Source organism: Maribacter luteus, assembly GCF_009674825.1.
Classification (GTDB): Bacteria; Bacteroidota; Bacteroidia; order Flavobacteriales; family Flavobacteriaceae; genus Maribacter_A; species Maribacter_A luteus.
In genome coordinates, this window is sequence record NZ_WKJH01000018.1 from 171,670 (window position 1) to 194,206 (window position 22,537).

The 22,537-nt window shown below is 39.0% G+C and carries 20 protein-coding genes; 9 read left to right on the forward strand and 11 right to left on the reverse strand.

Going from position 1 to position 22,537, the window contains the following annotated elements:
• Positions 1 to 44: 44 nt before the first annotated feature.
• The 8 genes from GJ691_RS12005 to GJ691_RS12040 all read right to left on the reverse strand — a co-directional run bounded on the left by GJ691_RS12005 (position 45) and on the right by GJ691_RS12040 (position 9,158).
• Complete coding sequence (locus GJ691_RS12005; RefSeq protein ID WP_154367174.1) at positions 45 to 1,910, reverse strand: type VI secretion system baseplate subunit TssF; 1,866 nt, start codon at positions 1,908 to 1,910, stop codon at positions 45 to 47.
• A gap of 124 nt (positions 1,911 to 2,034) precedes the next feature.
• Positions 2,035 to 2,469 carry a GPW/gp25 family protein gene (locus tag GJ691_RS12010; protein ID WP_154367176.1) on the reverse strand — a complete coding sequence of 145 codons (435 nt, stop codon included), beginning with the start codon at positions 2,467 to 2,469 and terminating at the stop codon, positions 2,035 to 2,037.
• A 124-nt stretch (positions 2,470 to 2,593) separates the two neighbouring features.
• The gene (locus GJ691_RS12015) at positions 2,594 to 5,059 is read right to left on the reverse strand and encodes an AAA family ATPase (RefSeq protein WP_154367178.1); all 2,466 of its coding nucleotides are present in this window, start codon (positions 5,057 to 5,059) and stop codon (positions 2,594 to 2,596) included.
• 7 nt (positions 5,060 to 5,066) lie between these two features.
• Positions 5,067 to 5,576 (reverse strand): type VI secretion system transmembrane protein TssO, encoded by a 510-nt coding sequence (locus GJ691_RS12020; RefSeq protein ID WP_154367180.1) that lies wholly within the window; start codon positions 5,574 to 5,576, stop codon positions 5,067 to 5,069.
• Positions 5,577 to 5,586: 10 nt separating this feature from the next.
• The gene (tssK, locus tag GJ691_RS12025; protein ID WP_154367182.1) at positions 5,587 to 6,729 is read right to left on the reverse strand and encodes a type VI secretion system baseplate subunit TssK; all 1,143 of its coding nucleotides are present in this window, start codon (positions 6,727 to 6,729) and stop codon (positions 5,587 to 5,589) included.
• A 10-nt stretch (positions 6,730 to 6,739) separates the two neighbouring features.
• A complete protein-coding gene (locus tag GJ691_RS12030; RefSeq protein WP_154367184.1) occupies positions 6,740 to 7,606 on the reverse strand; it encodes a TssN family type VI secretion system protein in 867 nt (288 codons plus the stop codon).
• 6 nt (positions 7,607 to 7,612) lie between these two features.
• Complete coding sequence (locus GJ691_RS12035) at positions 7,613 to 8,518, reverse strand: hypothetical protein (protein WP_154367187.1); 906 nt, start codon at positions 8,516 to 8,518, stop codon at positions 7,613 to 7,615.
• 1 nt (position 8,519) lies between these two features.
• The gene (locus tag GJ691_RS12040; protein WP_154367189.1) at positions 8,520 to 9,158 is read right to left on the reverse strand and encodes a C40 family peptidase; all 639 of its coding nucleotides are present in this window, start codon (positions 9,156 to 9,158) and stop codon (positions 8,520 to 8,522) included.
• A gap of 55 nt (positions 9,159 to 9,213) precedes the next feature.
• Here GJ691_RS12040 and GJ691_RS12045 point away from each other — a divergent pair, with 55 nt between their 5' ends.
• The 6 genes from GJ691_RS12045 (at position 9,214) to GJ691_RS12070 (ending at position 14,498) form a co-directional block, all read left to right on the forward strand.
• Positions 9,214 to 10,248 carry a PKD domain-containing protein gene (locus GJ691_RS12045; protein ID WP_154367191.1) on the forward strand — a complete coding sequence of 345 codons (1,035 nt, stop codon included), beginning with the start codon at positions 9,214 to 9,216 and terminating at the stop codon, positions 10,246 to 10,248.
• Positions 10,249 to 10,671: 423 nt separating this feature from the next.
• Positions 10,672 to 11,058 (forward strand): type VI secretion system tube protein TssD, encoded by a 387-nt coding sequence (tssD, locus tag GJ691_RS12050; protein ID WP_154367193.1) that lies wholly within the window; start codon positions 10,672 to 10,674, stop codon positions 11,056 to 11,058.
• 122 nt (positions 11,059 to 11,180) lie between these two features.
• A complete protein-coding gene (locus GJ691_RS12055; protein WP_154367195.1) occupies positions 11,181 to 11,633 on the forward strand; it encodes a hypothetical protein in 453 nt (150 codons plus the stop codon).
• A gap of 18 nt (positions 11,634 to 11,651) precedes the next feature.
• Positions 11,652 to 13,001, forward strand: coding sequence for a DUF5458 family protein (locus GJ691_RS12060; protein WP_154367197.1), 1,350 nt, complete (start codon positions 11,652 to 11,654; stop codon positions 12,999 to 13,001).
• A 43-nt stretch (positions 13,002 to 13,044) separates the two neighbouring features.
• Positions 13,045 to 13,434 (forward strand): type VI secretion system tube protein TssD, encoded by a 390-nt coding sequence (gene tssD, locus GJ691_RS12065; protein WP_154367199.1) that lies wholly within the window; start codon positions 13,045 to 13,047, stop codon positions 13,432 to 13,434.
• A 161-nt stretch (positions 13,435 to 13,595) separates the two neighbouring features.
• On the forward strand, positions 13,596 to 14,498 hold the full coding sequence (locus tag GJ691_RS12070) for a hypothetical protein (RefSeq protein ID WP_154367201.1): 903 nt from the start codon (positions 13,596 to 13,598) through the stop codon (positions 14,496 to 14,498).
• Between the two features lie 108 nt (positions 14,499 to 14,606).
• Here the strand turns inward: GJ691_RS12070 and GJ691_RS12075 are convergent, their stop codons facing one another.
• Positions 14,607 to 14,840 carry a hypothetical protein gene (locus GJ691_RS12075; RefSeq protein WP_154367203.1) on the reverse strand — a complete coding sequence of 78 codons (234 nt, stop codon included), beginning with the start codon at positions 14,838 to 14,840 and terminating at the stop codon, positions 14,607 to 14,609.
• Positions 14,841 to 15,040: 200 nt separating this feature from the next.
• On the opposite strand from GJ691_RS12075, the gene GJ691_RS12080 reads away from it, so the two are divergent.
• The 3 genes from GJ691_RS12080 to GJ691_RS12090 all read left to right on the forward strand — a co-directional run bounded on the left by GJ691_RS12080 (position 15,041) and on the right by GJ691_RS12090 (position 20,053).
• Positions 15,041 to 16,408 carry a 3-keto-disaccharide hydrolase gene (locus tag GJ691_RS12080; protein ID WP_154367205.1) on the forward strand — a complete coding sequence of 456 codons (1,368 nt, stop codon included), beginning with the start codon at positions 15,041 to 15,043 and terminating at the stop codon, positions 16,406 to 16,408.
• Between the two features lie 14 nt (positions 16,409 to 16,422).
• The gene (locus GJ691_RS12085) at positions 16,423 to 17,766 is read left to right on the forward strand and encodes a Gfo/Idh/MocA family protein (protein ID WP_154367207.1); all 1,344 of its coding nucleotides are present in this window, start codon (positions 16,423 to 16,425) and stop codon (positions 17,764 to 17,766) included.
• A gap of 100 nt (positions 17,767 to 17,866) precedes the next feature.
• Positions 17,867 to 20,053: an alpha-L-rhamnosidase-related protein gene (locus GJ691_RS12090; protein WP_179955113.1), complete on the forward strand. Its 2,187-nt coding sequence runs from the start codon at positions 17,867 to 17,869 to the stop codon at positions 20,051 to 20,053.
• 10 nt (positions 20,054 to 20,063) lie between these two features.
• On the opposite strand, the gene GJ691_RS12095 is transcribed toward GJ691_RS12090, so the two are convergent.
• Together GJ691_RS12095 and GJ691_RS12100 are read right to left on the reverse strand one after the other, a co-directional pair.
• Complete coding sequence (locus GJ691_RS12095) at positions 20,064 to 21,635, reverse strand: solute:sodium symporter family transporter (protein WP_154367211.1); 1,572 nt, start codon at positions 21,633 to 21,635, stop codon at positions 20,064 to 20,066.
• Between the two features lie 27 nt (positions 21,636 to 21,662).
• Positions 21,663 to 22,535, reverse strand: coding sequence for an inositol oxygenase family protein (locus GJ691_RS12100; protein ID WP_154367213.1), 873 nt, complete (start codon positions 22,533 to 22,535; stop codon positions 21,663 to 21,665).
• Between the last annotated feature and the right edge of the window lie 2 nt (positions 22,536 to 22,537).

Sequence of the window (22,537 nt, forward strand, 5' to 3'; positions counted from 1 at the left end):
TTTGTATTTTCGTTAAACTACACGTTAGAAATTTCGTACAAAATCTAAGTCCGGTTATAAAAAACCCGATACGGTAATACATTGGCAGAGCGTGATTTAATACCGATCAACAACTCTTTTTTAAGATGTTCCCAATCAGCATTACTATAATCAGCATCACTATTTTGTGTAATATGGATGTCGGTTGTAGGGGTGTAACCTACGGAATTGTCCTGAGACACCATTACCCCTTTTTCAACCGTAACCTTGGTGATACTATCCTTAAAAACGGCATAACAATGTTGTACGATATCCTGTCTGGTAATGATTCTTCCCCGAGAAAGTATATGTTCCCGATATGCATATATTTTTTCACTGGGGGAAGGCTCATCATGCCCTCCTAACGTACCTGTAATCAATACCAAGGAATCGGGTTTAAAGGCGGTTCCGGAATATTGGTATAATTTACTATACGGATTTATCTTATTGGCTTTTTCACCTGAGGTTGTCCAATAATCCATATAAATAATACTATCCCTATTTTTATCGATACTGTTTTTGTTAATGATCAAATAAGGGATTTTGTTCTTTTTAAAACCACGCAGCTCTATCTGCTGTTCAATACGGGAAACTATTTGTTTTAGGTCTTTTAGATTCGAATTGATGAAATCATCGCCCATGGCCGAGAAGGCCACGCTGTCTTCTTTTAAAAGGTCCAAGGTATAGTTCAGGAGTTCGGAGGCATCGCGCTCATCAAAACGGCTGACCCCACCAAAACGTAGGTAGGCCTGTGGCCTTACATTGTCTTTTTTATCCCGATTGTGTACATAGTATTTATTTCCGGTATCACCTTCAACATGCCCAACATCCAAAAAGAAATCATTTTCAGATTCCATGGGTATGATATTGAAAAAAGACTGTAAACGCCTACTGGTGGTATGGGTCTTTTTGTTCAAAATAGGAAAACAATTGATGTGGCAATGCAAGTTTTCCAACATAGGTGTAGAAACCACTGATGAGAAAGAGATCTTGATCCACAACAACGGTTCTGTAAAGGATGCTATTTCTTTGTCAGACAGGAATTCCTTGAAGATCTCTGGGTGCTTTTTTAAATTTTCGAATAAGGGCACATTCCCTTCGATCGTATAAAAATGGTCTTCGTAATACTGCCTTACATAATCTTCATAGAACTGTATTTTACTTTGAATACCTTCATTAATGTAAGCGCTATAATCATCTTTTACGGCTTCTTTTTGGGAAAATCCCTTGGTAACCTCCAGCGACATGCCGTTTACTGACCATTCGGCAATACCCAAATGATGAACTAGAAGCTCTTTGTTAGCGAAATTCAACAGATCGAAATAGCAGAGTAGATCCTTCAATTCCTTTAGGCCTTTCCCAGGTTGAATGCCTAAGTAAATAGCCGAAGATTCAGGAGCCCCGGAAAAATCACTTTTTGATAACCATTTGGTACTACGTTGATTACGGTATGATACTATTTTATCGGGGTACGCAATATATTTTAATTCACAATTGTTCAAAGTAAAATCCCCGGAAGGGCAAAAGAAAAAGTCTTTAAAGCCTTCCTTACCATTATTATTGAACAAGGGCATTCTTTTTCTGTTGAAGAATTGACTTTTACCGTTGATCTCTAAATGGTCGTCTAGCGGAAGGGCATGCATTACGGCATGTGCAGGCTTGGCGGTGACCGATATTTCCGGTGTTAACAGATCTACCAATCGTTCGGTGATTTTTGTTCTGCTGGTTTTTAGGGTTTCGGAAATACGTTCGAATTCATGGGAACAAGCATCGAACAATATGCTTACAATGGGATCGAAAGAATATTCGATTTCCATTTCATCAACCCCCCAAGTGTCAGCGGCCCTGCGTATTAGACGATCTTTAATTTCCTCTTTGGATAGACTTTTCACACTTTTATGTTTTTATTATACCTGGTAATCGGTTAAGTTGTATTTTGTTCTTATAATTTCAAAGCCCTACGTTATTTTCCCTACCCATAATCGCACGTGTACCGTAGACTGATTCTTTTTTATATCAATGTTTATACGATAAGGGTGCTAAATAATAATCCCCCTTGAATACAAAAGGTTCATCGGTTTTTATGATGGTGCCCTTTATGGTGATAAATAGATATTTTTTAAGTCTTACTTTATTGGTGTTTGAAGACAACGTCTCCATGAGTTCAACGTTCAGATCAATATTCGACAGTCGTTTTTCGTAAGTCTCTATTTGATTTTTCAATGACTTTTTAATTTGCTCTTTAAGTACATTGGCATTTACCAAAAGGTCAAAATCGGTTTCCCATATTTCACTACCGAAACCTTCATCAAAAGCATATTCCTCGAAATACGTGGTAATGATAATACTGATAAACTGGGATATGGATTCACGCATACTGATTTTCTTGAGTTCTTTCTTCTCAAAAAAACGCTTAAAATCGAAAGGTGCCTGATAATATGGTTTAGCCATTCTATATCTGTTTATCGTTGTTCGCTAATCGCTATGCGCTTTTGGCCTTTCACTGTTCGCTGTTGGCCCTTTGCTTTTACTTAATACTTATAACTACTCACTGTTCACTGCTTACTGACTATTGTCATTCAACAACGGTAAAAACGACCTCTTTATTCTTTAATCCCACTTTTACGGTTTGTGGTGCTTTTATTTCACCCGATATGATCATTCTTGAAAGTGGTCTTTTCAACTTGTTGCGTATTACTGCTTTTAGTGGCCGTACCCCATAAGTGGGTGAGAAACCATCCAAAGACAAATGTTCTTTTGTTTTTTCGTCTATTTCGATGGTTATGCCCAAACGCTCTGTAAGCACAAGTAATTCTTTCATTAAATGAAGGTCGAAGATCGTTGGGGCATTCTTCTCGGAAATAGGGGCAAAGGGTACTATTTCTGTTATTCGCCCTAAAAATTCGGGTCTAAAGTAAGGGGCCATGATTTCGAGAAGCTCGTCCGATTTTGGAACGGTGCCACCTTCAAAGGCCTTACTAATAAATTCAGAGCCGATATTCGAGGTAAAAAGGATTACCGCATTTGAAAAATCGCCCACTTTCCCCAAACGATCGCTTAATTTTCCTTCATCCAATATCTGAAGAAAAACATCGAATACCGATTGGTGTGCTTTTTCAATTTCATCGAACAACACAATGGAATAGGGTTTTTGACGTATTTTATTCACCAAAACACCACCTTCTTCATACCCCACATATCCCGGAGGTGCCCCATAAAGCAATGCTGCGGAATGTTCTTCCTTGAACTCTGACATATCGAACCTGATAATGGCGCTTTCATCATTAAAAAGAAATTCTGCCAATGATTTGGCCAATTCGGTTTTCCCGGTTCCCGTTGGTCCGGAAAAGAAGAACGAACCTATCGGTTGTCCGGCTTTTGAAAGTCCGGAACGCGATTCAATAACGGCTTCGGTCACTGTTTTAATGGCGATATCCTGTCCTATGACCCTTTTCTTCAGGGTAGCTTCCATATCCATTAACCGTTCTTTTTCCTTGGTCTGCACCTTACCGGCAGGTATGCCCGTAATACTGGATACCATGGCGGCCAAATCTTCTTCCACAACCCCTTCACGTGGTGTTTTGGAATGTTCCTCAATCGCAGTAATGATATTTTTCAGGTAGGTAGATTTTTCGTTGTATGAAGGAAAACCAAAGGCATCTTCCGTATCGAATTTTCCGAGTACTATAGGACTTAATCTATTTCTTAAGGCCATATATACCCAATCTATCTCTTGAATATTTTCAGCCTCATCACGTTCCTCGACCTTTTCCTCAATAACTTCTATCCTAGCTTTCAATTCCCCGAGATCGTTGGGTAATGATTGTTCCGATACATTGGCCGCTGCCATGGTACGATCAAGTAGGTCCAAGGCAGAGTCCGGAAGGCTTTTCTCCTTTAAATATCTTTTTGATAAACGAATGGCCTCACGCAATGTGTCTTCCGTGAGTTCCAATTCATGATGATCGGTATATGTCTGACCAATACTCTGCAGTATCCTAAAAGCCATTTCATTATCCGGTTCTTCTAGGGTAACCGATTCAAACCTTCGGTTCAGGGCATCATCATTACTGATATATTTTCTATAATTGTCGGAATTGGTAGCTCCTACAAGAATGACTTCCCCTTTATTCAATTCAGATTTGATCACATTCAAGATTCCCTGACTGGATGAAGCATCTTGTAGAAGAAAATGAAAATCGTCTATGAAAATAATGGGCTTTACAAGGGGTTTTGCTTCATCGAATATACTTTGCAAGCGATCCTCAACCTCTCCTTTATATGAAGCACCTGAAAGCAATAGGGCCGTATCAATTTCCAGAAGGTTCGATTCTTTTAGGTTTTCAACGATTTTACCCCCTATGATTTCCCTGGCCAAATTTTGGGTCAATACACTTTTACCCACTCCGGATTCCCCTTGTATAATAACATTGGGTTTGTTTTTTCGACTTAGGATCTCGATTATTTTTTTTAGCTCCCTATCACGATTCACAATATGGTCGTACGTACCATCCTGTGCCAATTGCAGCAGATCTTTTGCATATTTGTACAATACACTATCTGCCTGTGGTGGGGTGCTGCCAAGGGCTCCTTTTACATTTGCCGTACCTGTTTTGGATGTTTTCCTTTGGTCTAAAAGGTTGTCTAACAATTGATTGCTGCTAACAGGGAGTGATTTTAATTGATCGAATGTAAAACCAACACCGGGTGTAATAGCTGCTACGAAAAGGCAAATAAGGTCTGCTTCTTCCTTGTTCAATTTATGTTGTATATCTTCAGCTTCGTTAAAAACGACTTGGGCCTCGGGACTTGCTTTGAGGTCAGACGACCTATTGCTGCGTTTAGGATATTCTTCTAAACGAACCTCTGACCATTCCTCTATGAAATAGACATCTACGTTCTTGTCATGCAAGAAACGTAAAAGTGATAGATCGCGATGTAATGCGGCTTTGACCAAATGTGCCGGCCCAAAACTTTCATGTTGGTATTCATCGGCAATCTGGGTGGCAATATGTATCGCCTTTTCCAATTCATTGTTCATAGGATGGTTAGTTTCTGTTTAAACGTTGGGAAAGGCTCAATGCCGTATTCAATTTATTGATCTCCTTTTCGTATTCTTCAATTTGTTCCTTTAAGTCCTCTATATCCAATCTGGCACTTTCTACCTGTTTTAAATCCCTTTTGGCGTCTACCAGTTTTTTATAGGTTAAGATCAAGTTTTCATACATTCCCCTATCATCCAACGAATCTTTCGGGATATCACTTTTAAGGTCGATCAGGTCTGCGTTGATCGATTGTTCCAAAAAGAAATATCCGTCCTTAGCGTTTTCCAAGGAATCTATCTGCTTGTCAATACCCTCTAAAGACGACATAAATCTTTTTTGGTATAAAAACTCGTAACGTATCCTTTGGTTTTCCGCTCGAAGGACTTCATTCTCTTTCCATGGTAATTTATAGCTAAAGAAAAAGGCAGTAAAAAGTATACCTACGGTAATGGCGAACATCAGCAAGAAAAGGAGAAAAGAAGAGGTTCGTTCTTTTTTATTAAGTACTTCCATATTTTATTTTTTATTCGGCCAAAAATGAAGTGCCTTTCGATTTTCCGGATTTATCTTCAACAATATTCTCATTTACAAAGATGCCCATATCCCGGCGTTTACCAATATAATCGATTTGGGTAAGTACGGTGAACAATCGGTCTATCGTTTGCATAAAGGATTTGATCACGCTTAGGTTTTGGTCAATGTCGTTATGGTTATACTGTAGATTGATGACGTCTGTAAACAATTTCTCGTAGTCCCCTCCTTTTAAATCGGTCCATTCGCCAAAATAATTGAACAATTGTTCTTTGTTCTCAGGAGAAGAGATATCTACTGAACCTTTGAAAATACGGGCAAAACTAACAAGGATCTCCAATAATTCCTTAGGATGCATATCGTGTTCTTCCCATTTTACCTTCGTAATATGCTGTGCCAGGTAAACATAGGCCTTGTCCACGACCAATTGCATGGCATCCGCTATCGGGTTATCACTTTGTTTGGACATTATTTTCTGAACGATAAGTATCGCATTACGTTCGGTCATTTTAAGAAAGGTTTCGGCTTCATTGTAAAAATGCACCAAACTTTCATGCGCACCTAGTGTAAGACAAGGGGGAATGTAATCTGGAGCGACCGAAAGGCCTTTGCTTTCCTTTTGAATTTTTGCGATAGGTAATTGGTTGGCCGTCAACCCTGTTTTTATCAAATCCCCTGCACTGATGAACGTAAAGAAATGACCATTGGTCAAATAGGGTAGTCGAGGAGGAATTTCATTGGGTTCCTGTTCGCCGAACGGTACAGGGTTAGCGGTATCCAAATTGATCAGGACATACCCTTCTTCCAAATCCTTATCGGCCAATTCGGCAACAACGATCTCTTCTTTGACAGCAGGAGTGTTTTCGGTAATCTCTATGCGATTGCCATTAGGTGTGATCGCCCTTAACTTTGTAATGGACACTTTAAGGCTTTTATGAATGTCAAGATTAATGGCATATTCATTTTTCCCAATTAGGTGGGAGGCCAAAAGACCATGTCCATATCTGCCTTTACGTACAACGAATGCGTCTTTTATACTATTTTCGGCAAAATTCTGAAGGCTTTGAAAATGCTCTTTTGAGATTTTCATTCCATCTACCCAATTGATCTTGAAATTCTTGATATCTTCTATCATAGTTCTTATTTTATATGCGTTGGCAAACGACTGTATCGCTATCTTTTAGGTTATTTTCTTCTACTGACCGTTCAGGGTCTATATGTTTTGAAGCCCCGTACCATTTGGGTTTACTGTAAAAATACCATCCGTAAGGATCTCCGGAAGCTGTGGTCAATTCTATTTTGGTCGTGGTCTTTTTATCGTTATAATCATTTAAAAAGAAATAAAACAATCTGCCAAATGCCATGTCTTTAGGTGCTTTTGCCTTAAAACTCGTCATATTCGGGGATTTAGTGTTCTTATGGAACATAAAATTGAGCACGATCATATTATTGAGTTCATGGTGCTTGGGGGAATCATACTTATTTCCCAAGGGGTAATACCATTTTGTATACAGTTTTACCGGTATTGAGATGGCGTATTTGTATAATACAAAAAAACTGGTCGGAAAGGCAAAGGAAGCCAATACCAAAAAATAATAGGGCAAGTATTGTATATCATTGAAATGGGTGCCGATCATTATTATGGGCACCATTAAAACCAATCCCGTGATAAATGCGAATACCAATTCTTTAAGTTGGTTGTGCGAATCGAACTTTTCGAAGATGTTCCTATAAAAGAAAACATTGAGTGCTCCCATGATCGCGGTAAAGCCCAACATAGAAAAATACCGTAGCAATATACTCGATTGTTTTAGATTGTATACGATAGCCACGAAAAGTGCCATGACAACCATATTGGCCGCTAGATAGAAATAGTATTTTTTACGTCTTTTTTTAAATCCAGGGGTTTTTGAAGCCAATAACCGAAGGATCAATACCACGACCACCAAAATAATGGCAAAGGGCATTATAGATTCAAAGCTTATGAATTTTTTAAAGTAATTTACGATCATAGGGTTCTATATTGTTGCCGATATTCCAAGTCTACTTGAATAGGCATCCTGGGTCATTTTAAATCTTGTTTTTTGCTTGGGCAATTTGAAATTAATCTCAAAATCACTTTCATGGGGTAGGGTATGCTCCAAAAAGAATTTGACCACGGCGCTTATTTTTCCATTGGGAAGATAATCCTCAATATTTTCTGGACGACTGATGTTGTTCATTGTAAAAATATATTTAGGAAGAAAAGTCTTTGTTTGCCCCATTGTTGCCATATTGACCCCTAGCTGCCATGGTTCGTTCAATATGGGCTGGCCAGCAGTGGCAAAATCCTTTGAAACGGTAATCTCTTCTTCTATGATGTTCTCCAATATCATTTTTAACAACGGAATATTTCCGGCAATCTTATACATAAAAGGCATGGTTTTTAAAATTTTGGCTGCCATGCGTTTTGGTATCCTCTCATCAATGGTCCATAAATTCAAGAGGAAATCAACCAATTCAGGACTGCCCAAAGCCCTTAAGGTTTCATCTTCCGTACTTTCGATAGCCACCCTTTGAAGAAAAAATTCGGTCTCTAAGGGCTTAAAGAACTTCAGTGCGTTTTCCTCTTCGATTTTCCTTCCATTGTAATCGGCCACCATGGTATTCATATGGGGCGTACTGATATAGGTGGAATGAAAGAAACGTTCGGGAAGTATGTTATAAAATCCGCGACGACTTAAATTCACCTCGAGAACATCCTCATTGTACTTAGACGTATCAATTTGGGTGATATCCTTACTGAAACGACGTTTAAAAAAATCAGTCAACGAAATGTCTAACTGGGTTTCCTCCTCAAGATAGGCGATAAGGGTTTCAGCCTTTAGGTCAAAATCCAAATTGAACACCTCTTGGCGTATATTCTTAATTGGGGAATCTCTCATGCTATTGTATGTTTAATAACCGGGCGGAAGCTACGTATTTATCTTGCCAATAGGGTTCGTTGATATCAACGATCTCTACCCCTCGGGGAGAATTGGATCCCGTGAACTTTCCATTTTGCAGATAAATACCCACATGGGATACCACCTTATCCTCATTACGGAGTCTAAAAAAGACCAAATCGCCTTCTTTTAGGTATTTTTGGTTCTTAAAATGCGATTCCGTATCCAAATAAAACTGTTGAATGGATGTTCTAGGGAGTTTGTTCTTGTACACTTTTTGATATATAGCCTGTACATATGCGGAACAATCAACGCCATTTTTAGAATTACCACCCCAATCATATGGGGTTCCCAACCATTCTTTTATGGCCGCATATAATTTTTCGTTTCGAATCGAAGTTTCATTCACCTCTAATAATTGAGCGAACCTTCTTTTTTCCTCAGCGGATAAATACCTTGATTCTGTCGGCCTTTCTTTTGGTTTTACCGTAGCATGCGCTAAACTATCCTGTTGTTGGGTTTGGCGTTTGTATTTCGCCATCTCCTTCTTATAGTAGGAGTAATCGTTGTTTTGCAACGTTTTTTTAGAACAGGATACCGTCAACACAATAACTATGATAATAACAAGTTTTATTTTCATGAAATGAATAGTACTTTTAAGTGCTCTTTTTACAATCGAAAATTAGATATTAATTATGAATAATAAAAGGATTAAAACCCACTTTGACAAAAACGTATTTATCTCTTTTTTAGTATTGGCGGTCTTTGGTTTAGGTCTTTTGTCTTTCAGAATGAACAGTGAGGTAGATTGTGCCAATGTGGATTTTGATATTATAGCCAAATCTTACACAACTGCTGATTTGATTGAATTTAAGAGTGTTGACCCGTCTGGAGTGGAATGGGAATGGGATTTTGGGAATGATATCCCTAAAAAATACAGATCTAATGTTGTGCATCAGTTCGAGAAAGAAGGAACCTATAATGTTTCCTTGAAAATGAACGGGCAATGTGAGGCGACAAAAAAAATCGTTATATCCAAAAAGAAGAATTTAATCTCCCCAGAGCTTATTCCAAGTATCGTTTTGCCAAAAAATGTTAGGGTAGGTGATGAAGTTGAGTTTTATAATGACTCCGATTTTGCCAAATCCTGGCAATGGAGTTTTGGAGAAACAATGACCATTGACGGTAACGAACGTAAAGAAAAATACACCTATAAAAGCCCTGGAGAAAAGACAGTCTTGCTGGTAGTCAATGGGGATAGACGGCATGAGGCCAAACAACGAATAACCGTTTTGCCAAAGAAAAAAGAACGTAAACGAAGGGCAAGTATCACAAGGGTAGACCCTATCGAAACCGTACTCCAAGAACAAATTAGGGACAAGCCAAAGGCAGAAGAGAAAGCGGCTGAGGAAGCCGTTAAAAAGAAAGAGGAAGAAGCAGCAAATAGGATTGAAGTATCCGAAGATGCCATGCAACAGATGTTCGTTTCTTATTCCGCACGAAGATTGGATGACCGAGCCATTCGTAAAAATTTCTGCTATAGTAATATACCCGTTTTCAATAAAACAGGTGAACGGTTTACCGTTAGCCAGTTCTTCAAAGAAATTAGGGATGTGAACAAATTGGAGATCAATAGTGTTAAAATGATCAAGGACAAGAAGACAGGTTGTATAAAAAGTATGACGATAGATATGCGAACCAAAAAAGGTTTGTTCTGGAAAACTTTTTAATACGTGTTTTAAGCAGAAATATACATTCTGGCAACTAATAGCTCTGAAACCCCCTATCTTATTATTTGTATGAATTCTTATACAACAATTAACAAGGCTTTAATTGAAATTTATTAAGGGATAAATGTTCGTTGTTTCTCAATGCATAAGATAAAATGACTATTGTTGAGTAAGTTACTTAAAAGGTTAAAATCAGGGAATAATACTTAAAATGATTTAAAATATTTCAATTTAACAGGAATTCCCAATGAGACCAATTGTCATGGGGTTTCTGTAAGATTAGACAATTTTTGGAGGGTGTTTGAATTGGGTATTTCATCGAAAAAAATTGTGGGTATTGGTGATAATCAATAGCTTAGTGGTGTTCTTATGTAACGTTATTTAATTATTAATCAGGTAGTATTTACCAAAAATTTATTTATTATGGCTTTTAAAGCAAAATTGAAAGTTGCGGGAAAAGAATTTACCGTTTTACACTGTTCTTACGATTTAAACCAAGAGGTTGACCCAACAGGAAGACCATCCTCAGTTACCCGTGGTGGTAGATTGAACATCACTGTGGAATCTAATGGGGAAACCGGTTTCTTCGAATGGATGACCAACAACTTTGAGAGAAAAGACGGTAGTATCGTTTTCATTAAACGTGATACCGACGCAACATTGAAAGAAGTTAAATTCAAGGAAGGTTATTTGATCAAGTACAAAGAAAATTTTGATGCTTCTGGTCAGAACCCACTTACTGAATCATTTACCATTTCTGCCAAGGAATTGGCCAGTGGTGGTGGTGAGCACGTCAACGAATGGGTATAACCACATACGGACTATTATTTTTAAAAGGAGGCAATCTTATGCCTCCTTTTTACGTTTAATGGCATATACATTGTACGTATAACTATTTTTTTATTTAAATTTAGAAAATAAAACTATAATTTATGGCTATAGATAATCTAGGTATTGGTGGGAATGAGGTGAAAGGCGATTCTAACGAAGCCTTGACCGAAATCCCACAGAACAGAACCTTAATTGCTGGGAAACTTACCCCGAACGCTCCGGTAAAGCCTGAAGCGGTAGAAGGACTAAGGACAATTGAAGATGCTTTTGAGCATTTTGAACCTAAACTTACCATCCCTTTTGAGGATAAAGATGGAGGTGTTTTCAACGAAGAACTCTCTTTTACCAATTTAGGGGATTTCGGCAAAAAGGGAATTACCAATAACAGTGTGTTTTTAAAAGAGTTGGAGATTGAAAGCGATCAGTACAAAAAGATCATTAAACAATTGAAGACCAATAAAATTTTAAAAGCGGCCTTGGAAGATCCAGAAGCCAAACAATCCTTGGTAGACACTATAGATGCCTTGATCGAGGAAATTAAAAATGCCAAATAATTTTATTCCATTCCACATATGTCCGATAAGCAAAAACAATCACAACTTAGTGACAAACCTTTCATAGAACAAATCAAGGAAAAATCAGATGATCTAACCAAATATGGTGGTTTCGACCTATTAGAGTCCGCTATAGATGACGTTCAAAACTTAAACCCCGATCGTAAGGCGCGTAGAAAAATGTTCCTTACTGAAAAAAATAAAAAACAAGAACGCGAATCGCTCTTGAAAATACTATCCCTTTGGTCAGATACCTTAAAATCAGGGGATGATATTATCGGTTTGGTACAAGCGGCCGATGATAAGGCCCAGGAATCACAAAAAACATATACGAAAAATATTAAAACGGCACTGGATGAGACTCGGGAATTGGAGACTTCGTATCGTTCCGTGGCCTTATTTTATAAAAACACCGATTTACCTTCATTAAAGAACGTTACGGTAGTCAATGCGGAATTGGATCAATTGACCGATTTGGACAATACACGGTTCTTTGATTATATACGAGAGGAATTAGTTTCCAAATACGACCGTTTAGATTTAAGGGAAAACTACTCCCTTATGGTACTTCCAGGTTATTTGGGGTCTAAATCAGTGGTTGATAAATGGGCGAAATTGGCTCATGAGAACAAAGTGACCCTTGTTACCGATTTCGCGCATTTAGATGAGCCCGATGATGTTATGGAAATGTTCGAAAGTGCCAACTTGGCCAGTGGGGATGCTTATTTATCAAATACCATTATGACCTGTAACTGGTTGGTCGGTAGAGGTAAATTTGATGAAGTAGGGGAAGAAGATGATGTTCATGTACCCCCTTCAGGAGCCTTGGCAGGAAAAATTTACAAAACCTTAATGTCTCAGGTTACCGCAGGTAAAAAGCATGGTGGACTTAGTGAAGTTGATGGGGTTCGTTTTGATCTTCGAAAAAGTGAGATCGCCAATTTAGAAAACTTGGGATTGGTACCTATGGTCAATGAATATGGTAAGGTAATGGCATTTTCGGCCAAGACCTTGTTCAATGGGGATAACCTTGGGTTACAGACCTATTCCGTAGTACGTGTTTTTGATTATGTGACCAAAGTATTGATGGATTTCCTTAACAGGAGGGCTTTTGAAAACTTTGATGCCAAGACCAGAAAAGAAATCCAAAACCAAATTGTTCGCTTTTTAGATGAAATTACCGGTCCAGGTAAATTGATCGAGAATTTTGAAGTCCGTCGTTTTGAGCAGGACATTAATCAAAAGGATCGTATTTATTTAGACGTGCGTTTAAAACCTTATTTCCCGGCCAAGAATTTCTTGATCAAGATGGACGGACAAAAAGGAGATGAAGGTGCCGAATGGGATACCGATTACGAACAAAGCTAATAACCCGTTTTTAAAGTTCTAAAAACACATAAACCCCACTCCTATGTCTTTTTTAGCAAAAATGATTATCGATGGGCAGGATTATAATGTCCTGCATTGTACCTATAACTTTGAACAACCCATGGATTCTACCGGCAAACCTGCGGGCAAGCCATTGGGCGGTCAGATCATGGTTACCTTGGAATCCCAGGGTAAGTACGATCTGTTCCATTGGATGTCGTCTCCGGACCAGACCAAGGACGGAACGATCATCTTCTTTAAGCGCGATGCCATGTCGCAATTGCAGCGGGTTGAGTTCTCGAAGGCGTATTGTGTAAGTCTTGAGGAGGAATTTGATGCCATTGATGATATTCCCATGCAGAAGCGTATTGTTATATCGGCCAAAACGATTAAAATAGGAGATATGACGTTTGAGAATCGTTGGGGGGAGTGATAATATACTAATTGTATATTTGATGATACTACTATCTACTATTGGTAATTAACATTCTAAAGGAAATTATGACCAGAGTTGAGGAAATGAAGTTGCGACATAATATGAAGCGGTGCTTTCGGAAGGCCAAGAGTGCTACAGTTATTTCCTATCACTCAAATATGAATATTTCTACTATTTCACAGAAGGAAGTCATTAAAAAACTACAGATTAAATTAAAACGAAAATTATTACAAGTATATTCAGCTTCCAAAATCAACAAGCCCCAAAGATCAGATAGTTTCTTTACTTCTAATTTTAGCTTTCAACATAGTTCTTCCTTTTTAAATATAGATTTTCCGATTTTGATTAATGGTAAGGTAGGTGCTGATTCTGAAAGGGCGGATTCCTCTTATTGGAGCCCTAGTTTACTTGCAGCTACGGCCAGGGAAACCGGTTATTCCTTGAATGAATTTCAATACGTTGATGGAGATCAAGGTATGTGGTCTTCTAAGCGTAGAGAAGCCGGTTTGGCAAAAGGTAAATCTGACGCCCAAGATATATGGAATCGAATGAAGTTAAATAGAAATAAACTTGGTCAGGTAACCGAAAAATTACAGATATTGACCCACAGTAGGGGGACTGTTTTTGGAGCAGCATATATGGAATCTTTAGCTGATGAAGTAAAAGCTTTAGCTAAAAAAGAAGGAATAAATTTTGCGTATAATTCCGATAGTATTATAGAGTATTCTGTGAATCTCGGACCTCATCAGTCAAACAGTCTTAATTATCCTAATAGTAGTGCGATTAATATAAATGTGAGTCATTATAAAGATATATTATCAGGTAATGACGCAAAAGGAGATGTTATCAATATACATTCGGATGCTCTGGATGATTCTTCAGACAAAATATTGGAACACGGTAATGGTACCTTTACAGGAGAGTTGGAGGGAATCCTCAAGATATTAGAGAATAGTAACTCATCTAAACTAAATCAATTAATAGATATGTACCGCGAAATAGAAAGAACTACAAATAAAAATTCTAGGATAGAAACTGGTTCTGGATGGTGGGTCAAATAATAACTATGACTGAAGATTCGCTGTATATATTAGGTATTTCGTTTGTTTTGGTGGTACTCCTATTCTTTTCATACCGTTTTAACAGAAAATTTAGCCTAATCAATAGTTTCATTTTTCTTTTGTATCTGTCCGTTTTCTTTCTTCTAGGAAATTCTTATTCTGATCACGGAAATGCTTTGGTTTGGTATATGCTTCTACTTTTTTCCTTGGTTGTTCATGTAATTGTTTTGGTTGCTTACCTAGGCATAAAATATCGTAAGTCACAATCAAAATAGTTTTTTTGTTTTGATTAATCATCATTCGTTTAAGGACGATAAAACAGGCGGTATTTTTTTTGATCATTTTTTCAATTGAAGAAACATTATATTAAATAGGGTTGTAAACATGGTTACCTTTAGAAAAAGGCTTTCTACTTGATACAGCAACACCCAACATAGATAAAATCACCATGCTTTTGAAAGAAAAATCCATGGTCTATTTAACTATTACATCTACCTTTATAACTTAGTTTAAACCTAAATTAATCACATTCCTTAATTATTATGAAAAAAAGCAGTCTAAAGAAAGCATTGTTGCTTCTTACCTTTATAGGTTTCTTAAGTTGTGGACAAAATGAGAAAGATAATACGCCATGGTCACCTATTTTCGACGGAGAAACCTTAAATGGTTGGTCCGTTATCGGTGGTGAGGCTAAATATAAAGTGGAAAACGGAACCATCATTGGGTCAACAGTAAGAAATACACCGAATACCTTCTTAAGATCGGATAAACTTTATAGTGATTTTATTTTGGAATTGGATTATAAGGTAGACTCCACCATGAATTCAGGTATTCAGATACGTTCAAATAGCTTTCCTTATTATAGGGATGGCCGGGTGCATGGCTATCAAATAGAAATTGATCCTTCCGAACGGGCTTGGAGTGCCGGAATATATGACGAATCACGCAGAGGTTGGTTGTGTCCCTTGACCGATAATCCTGAAGGACAAAAAGCCTTCAAACAAAATGATTGGAACCACTATCGCATTGAAGCTATCGGAGATACCATTAAAACATGGATCAATGGGGTGCCTGCGGCACATCTTATAGATGATAAGACAGCGACAGGTTTTATCGGCTTGCAAGTCCACAGTATAAAAGAGCACCAGAAAGAGGGGACAGAGATCATGTGGAAAAATATCAATATCCTAACTGACAGTCTTGGCAAATATTCAAAAAAATCTACCTTGCCCCCTGTCATGACTAAAAACCAATTGACCATTGATGAAAAGAAACAAGGATGGCAATTGTTATGGGACGGTAAGACTACCGAAGGATGGCGTGGTGCCAAATTAGAGGAATTCCCCGATAAAGGATGGGAGATAAAAGATGGTGAACTTACTGTATTGTCATCTGGCGGGGAGGAGTCTACTGCCGGAGGTGATATCGTAACCAAAGAGTTGTATGGGGATTTTGAACTGAAGGTAGATTTCAAATTGACTCCAGCTGCAAATAGTGGAATAAAATATTATGTGGATACTGAGATCAATAAAGGACCGGGATCCTCTATCGGACTTGAATACCAAATATTGGACGATGCCTTGCATCCTGATGCCAAATTGGGTAACCACGAAGGTAGTAGAACGGTCTCTTCCCTTTATGATTTGATCAAAGCGGATGCTAACAAACATATGAATCCGATCGGAGAGTGGAACTCTGCACATATCATTTCAAAAGGTAACCATGTAGAACATTGGTTGAACGGTATGAAAGTCTTGGAATATGAGAGAAACAGTGATGCTTTCAAGAAACTGGTTTCTGAAAGCAAGTATGTAAAGTGGCCTAATTTCGGCGAACTTGAAAAAGGTCAGATCTTATTGCAAGATCATGGGGATAGAGTATCTTTCAAAAACATTAAAATTAAATCTTAAAAAAGTTGGGTAACATGTCGAATAGAAGAAGTTTTATAAAAAAAGCTGTTACAGGAACAGCAGGTGTGGCATTAGGAGGAAGTCTTAACGCCATGAGTGCGCAGAGTTATTCTAAGATTATCGGGGCGAATGACCGTATCCATGTTGCGATACAAGGTCTGGGTCGCAGGTACCAAGCTTATTTAGGGGGTATCGTTAAAAAAGAAAGCAATGTAGAGTTACGCTATTTATGCGATGTTATGAAAAGCCAAAGGGAAAAAGCCGCTGAAGTGGTTTCCAAGGCCTTTCCGAATACCCCGATTTTAGAGAATGATATTCGTAAGATCATCGATGATAAACATGTAGATGCCATTTTTATGGCTACCCCGGATCATTGGCATGCTCCTGGGGCTTGTATGGCCATGCAAGCTGGAAAACATGTGTTTTTAGAAAAACCATGCAGCCATAATCCTAGGGAAGGGGAGTTGCTGGTGGCCTATCAAAAGAAATACAACAAGGTAGTACAAATGGGTAACCAACAACGTTCCTCTGCCCAATCACAGGAAATCATCAAGGATATTCATGAGGGAATTATAGGGGACGTGTATCATGCTACGGCATTTTATACCAGCAAACGAGGGCCTGTACCACATCAAAAAGAAACTGCACCACCAGAAGGATTGGATTGGGAACTTTTCCAAGGGCCCGCACCAAGAAGACCTTATACCGATGATACATGGAATTATAATTGGCATTGGTACGGTTGGGACTATGGTACCGCAGAAATGGGGAATAATGCTACACATGAATTGGATATAGCCAGATGGGCATTACAAGTGGAATATCCGGAAAAGGTGGAGGTCAATTCAGGAAAATTCCATTATAAGGATGATGGTTGGGAAATGTACGATACCATGGAGGCTACGTTTAAATTCTCAAATAACAGGACCATAAAATGGGACGGACAAAGTAGAAACGGGTACTCCAAATACGGTGCCGGCAGGGGAACCATAATCTACGGTTCCAAAGGATGTGTTTATATTGATCGCGATGGTTATAAATTGTACAGTTTAAAAGGGGAGCTGATCAAGGAAAATATCTCTCTAGGAATTGAATCGGGTAACGCACTTGGTGGCGGAGGAAATCTCTCAACGGCCCATACCATAAACTTTTTTGATGCCATTCGTGGTAAAGCCGCTTTAACCTCACCCATTGATGAAGGGGTAGTTAGTCAATTGCTTACCCATTATGCGAACATAGCATCGCGTATTGATGATGCCTTTGAAGTTGATGAGACAACAGGCCGTATATTCAATCGCGAAGCCATGAAATTATGGTCAAGAACATATGAGCCAGGTTGGGAAATTAAACCTGTTTAAGGATTTGGTATAGCATTGTAAGGGTAAATTAAGGTTGTTCAGGGACATAACTATGAATCTTGGTCCTGAAATGGAGTGTTATTTGAAATTTTTAACGGTAATGAAATTTTATTTTCTAAGTTTTGCTTTCACTTTCCTGATATTGGGGTGTAAAGGAAAAAAGGTTCCTGAAATTGTTTATGGGGAAGAACCCCTAGGCCTCACGGTTGAGTATATTCGTGATACCAATGGGGTAATGATTATTGATGTTAACCCTGAATTTAGCTGGATTGTTCCCCAATCGGCGATTTCGCAAAAAGCATATCAGTTGTTGGTGGCTTCATCAGCAGGCCAATTACGAAATGACATTGGTGATGTTTGGGATTCAGGCAAGGTATCGGATAAACGGTCATCGAGTATTGAATATCAGGGCACTCCTTTGATAGCAGGGCAAACGTATTATTGGAAAGTAAAGATTTGGGATGCTACGGATATGTCATCAGCGTTTTCCGGGATACGGTCTTTTAGCATGGGTAAGCTTGAAAAAGGGATTATCAGTGCCAATAGACTTCAATTGGATCATATTAGACCAATTACTTTAAAGGCTGCGGATAATAATTCATATCATATCGATTTTGGTAAAGCTGCTTTCGCTACCCTTCAAATTAAATATAGGACCAAAAAGAAAGATACTTTGGTTGTTCGTATCGGGGAACAATTGACCAATGGTGTGATCAATAGGGAGCCTCAAGGTACCATCCGTTATCAAGAGGTACGCTTACCGGTAAATCCAGAGGAGAATACTTATATCCTGCCCATTCGTCCCGATAAACGAAATACAAAGGTCGGGGCTATTGCACTTCCAGATTCAATACCCGTATTAATGCCTTTCAGATATGCGGAAATAGAATACGCGGAAGAGCCCATACTAGAAAATGATATTGTACAATTGGCGTATCATGGGTATTGGGACGCTAACGAGAGCCGTTTTCAGAGTTCGGACACCATTCTTGATCAGGTATGGGATATATGTAAATACACCATTATGGCAACCACTTTCGCAGGGGTATATGTAGATGGGGATAGGGAACGTATTCCTTATGAGGCCGATGCCTATCTTAACCAATTGAGTCATTATTCGTTGGATAATGAGTATGCCATGGCAGGGCGAACCATAGCGTATTTTATGGAACATCCTACCTGGCCGACCGAATGGCAGTTGCATGTAGCGCTGATGTTTCATGCCGATTATATGTATACGGGGAATACCGAACTTATCGAGAGATATTATGAGGATTTAAAACACAAGACCTTGGCAGAACTGCGAAGGGCAGACGGACTCATTTCCTCTAATAATGCATCGCCCGAATTCATGAAGAAATTAGGTTTCAAAGATCCTAAGGCCAAATTGAAGGATATTGTGGATTGGCCACCGGCACAAAAGGACACTGGTTGGAAATTGGCCACCCCGGAAGGGGAGCGCGATGGTTTTGTCTTTACGCCTATAAATACGGTCGTGAATTGTATGTACTATAGGAATTTGGAAATCATGGCCGAGTTTGCTGGGGTTCTGGATAAACCGGATGATGTGAAATTTTATAATGATTTGGCCAAAAAGGTAAAGACCTCGATCAATACGGTGTTGTTCGATGAGGCCCAAGGTGTTTATACAGATGGTGAAGGTACGTCCCATGCTTCTTTACATTCGAATATGATGGCTATGGCGTTTCATTTAGTGCCCGAAACAGCAAAGAAATCAGTAGGGGAATTTATAAAGAGTAGGGGCATGGCCTGTAGTGTATATGGCGCGCAATATTTGTTGGAAGCCCTGTATAATGCCGGTGAGGGGCAATATGCGTTGGATTTAATGACATCAACAGCAAATAGAAGCTGGTATAATATGATCCGTATCGGGTCTACGATGACGCTCGAGGCTTGGGACATGAAATACAAACCCAATTCCGATTGGAACCACGCATGGGGTGCTGTCCCTGCCAACATGGTTCCCAGAGGATTGTGGGGCATTAATCCGAAGGTTCCGGGTTATGACATCGCTACCATAAAACCACAATTAGGGTCGTTAACAGAAACATCGATCGTTGTGCCGACCATTAAGGGGCAGATCAAGGCGGATTTTGTTCTTCAGGACTCTACAAGGAAATATACCATTGAGATTCCCGGAAATATGAAGGCTGAATTCGATGTTGGGACCAACACCAAAGCGAAAATCATGCTTAATGGCAATAAAATGGATCAAGGGATACTTCATTTGAAGCCCGGAAAGAATACTATTTTGGTGAGCAATTGATATTGCTCCCTTACGAAAGTAATACGTAGATAAGAATAGTCAAAAAAACGAGGGTCGCTCCTGCCATATTCACGGCGGACCAAGGTTTTTCTTGGGTTGATTTTTCTTTGAATACTTCCTTTTTTATACTGGTGGTGTATTTTGAAACCAAGAACATAATGATAAAGTTCAACACAAATTCAATGCCCCATAAATGAACAAAATGGATGTCGATGTCCAAAACGAAGGTGGTCAGTATATAAAATGTAAATCCGAAAAACAATCCGGCTTTTGCTCCTTTGGTATTGATTCGTTTAAAAAATATTCCTGCAATGATGATAGATGAAATGGGAATAAAGAAAATACCGTTCAATTCCTGTAACAGCATATACAGACCGTCAGGTGCATAGGCCACAAAAGGGGCTACGATAATGGCGATGGCGGCTAAAACAACCGAAGATAATTTCCCGTACTTCACCAGTTTGGCATCGGAGGCATCCTTATCGATTATTTTTTTGTAAATGTCCAAACAAAATATAGTACTGGCTGAGTTTAAGACACTGTTGAAGGTACTTAGGACCGCACCTAAAATGATGGCAGCAAAAAAACCATACAAATAGGTGGGTAAAACCTTCTTTACGAGTAGAGGATAGATCAAATCGGGGGTTTCATAATATTGGTCCTGAAAATAATAAAATGCAATAAGGCCTGGGAGCACAATGATTATAGGAACGAATAACTTCAATACACCCGTATAGATCAAACCTTTCTGTGCCTCAACAAGATTTTTTGCCCCAAAAGCCCTTTGTATGATGGATTGGTTCATACCCCAGAAATATAATTGATTGATCATTAGCCCAGTGAACAAAACCGAGAAAGGCAATACAGAGTCCGGTTTGCCTATTATGTCGAATTTGGCTGGGGCAAAATTGTAGACGGTACTCAATCCATTGAAGATATCCCCATTTCCAATTTGATAAAGTGCTATGGCAGGTATGAGCAAACCTCCCAACATCAATCCCACACCGTTCAGTGAATCGGAATATGCAATTGCCTTTAATCCGCCGAAAACGGCATAGAACGCACCAATGACGCCAATGGTAAGTACGGTATACACTAAAGATGCTTCATTAGAAATGCCGAACATGTGTGAGAAGTCAAAGACACTTTCAATATTGATGGCACCAGAATACAGAACAATGGGTAATAGGGTTATCACAAAGGAAGACATGAGTAAAAATGCCACAATGGAACGAATGGCCCCATCAAAACGTTTCTCCAAAAATTCGGGAATGGTCGTTAGTCCCATTTTCAGGAACTTGGGAATAAAGAATATGGCGGCAATTACCAAGGCAATAGCCGAAGTTACCTCCCATGCGATGACTATGATACCGTTCTCGTAGGAACTACCATTCATACCGATCAAATGCTCGGTAGAAATGTTGGTAAGTATCATGGAGCCCGCAATAATGGGGCCAGTTAGACTTTTTCCAGCTAGGAAATAACCTTCCGATGTAGTAAACTTATCTTTTCTAAGCTTATAGCTCGTGTAAAAAATAACAAGTAGCGTAAAGCCGAAGAATCCCAAATAAGTATATAACATAGAAAAGGTAGTTTGGTTGGTTTTTGATTAAAATTTTATGACATCGGGTAAGTATTTTTTAACCAATTCCTCGTAGTAGGGCTTAAGGGCCTTAACATCGGGTTTTACAGGAGCTTTGGTATATAGGTCGTAGGGATTGAACTTTTTGACCCATTCGAACATCTCAAGGTCCTTTTCATTCATTAAATGGGTATATGCCCCTTCACGATGCTGGGCATAAAAAGAATGATACCGTATGATGTACAAGGCAGGTTCCGGTAAATGATCCTTTAGGATTTGATATAGGTACTCGTCATGTCCCCAACTCATTTTCACTTGGTCCAATCCACAATTGGGCTCGTAAATACCATATTTTGTATTGAATTTCTCATTGGTGGAATCGGGGTTGTCCGCAAAAAATTCAGGATACACAATGGTTTCGGAGAATTTGCACCCTACCGGGAAAGTATCGCCCACAACTGCCCATTGCGGTTCACCGAAAAGACATAAAACCTTGCCGATATCGTGTAAGAACCCAGTAAGAACAAACCAGTCTGGGTGGCCATCGGCCCTAATGGCTTCCGAAGTTTGCAATAAGTGTTGTAATTGGTCCAGGTCAATATCGGGATCACTATCGTCGACCAAGGTGTTCAGGAAATCCACCGCTTCCCAAAGTGACATTTCCTTCTTGTCAAATTTTAAAAATTCCTTTTCTTTTTGGCAGACGAAATCATACGTTTGATAGCGATGGTTAACCCTATAAAATTCCCGTACCGTATCAACTCGTTCTGAATCAACATAATTTCTGAACTCCTCCTTATCCTTGGTCATATCACTCGGGTCCGGATAGCGTTCTTTTAGGTTGTCTTCCCAATCGTCCAAATTTTGCATGGGATTGTCATGATCTGTCGAATTTTTCATAA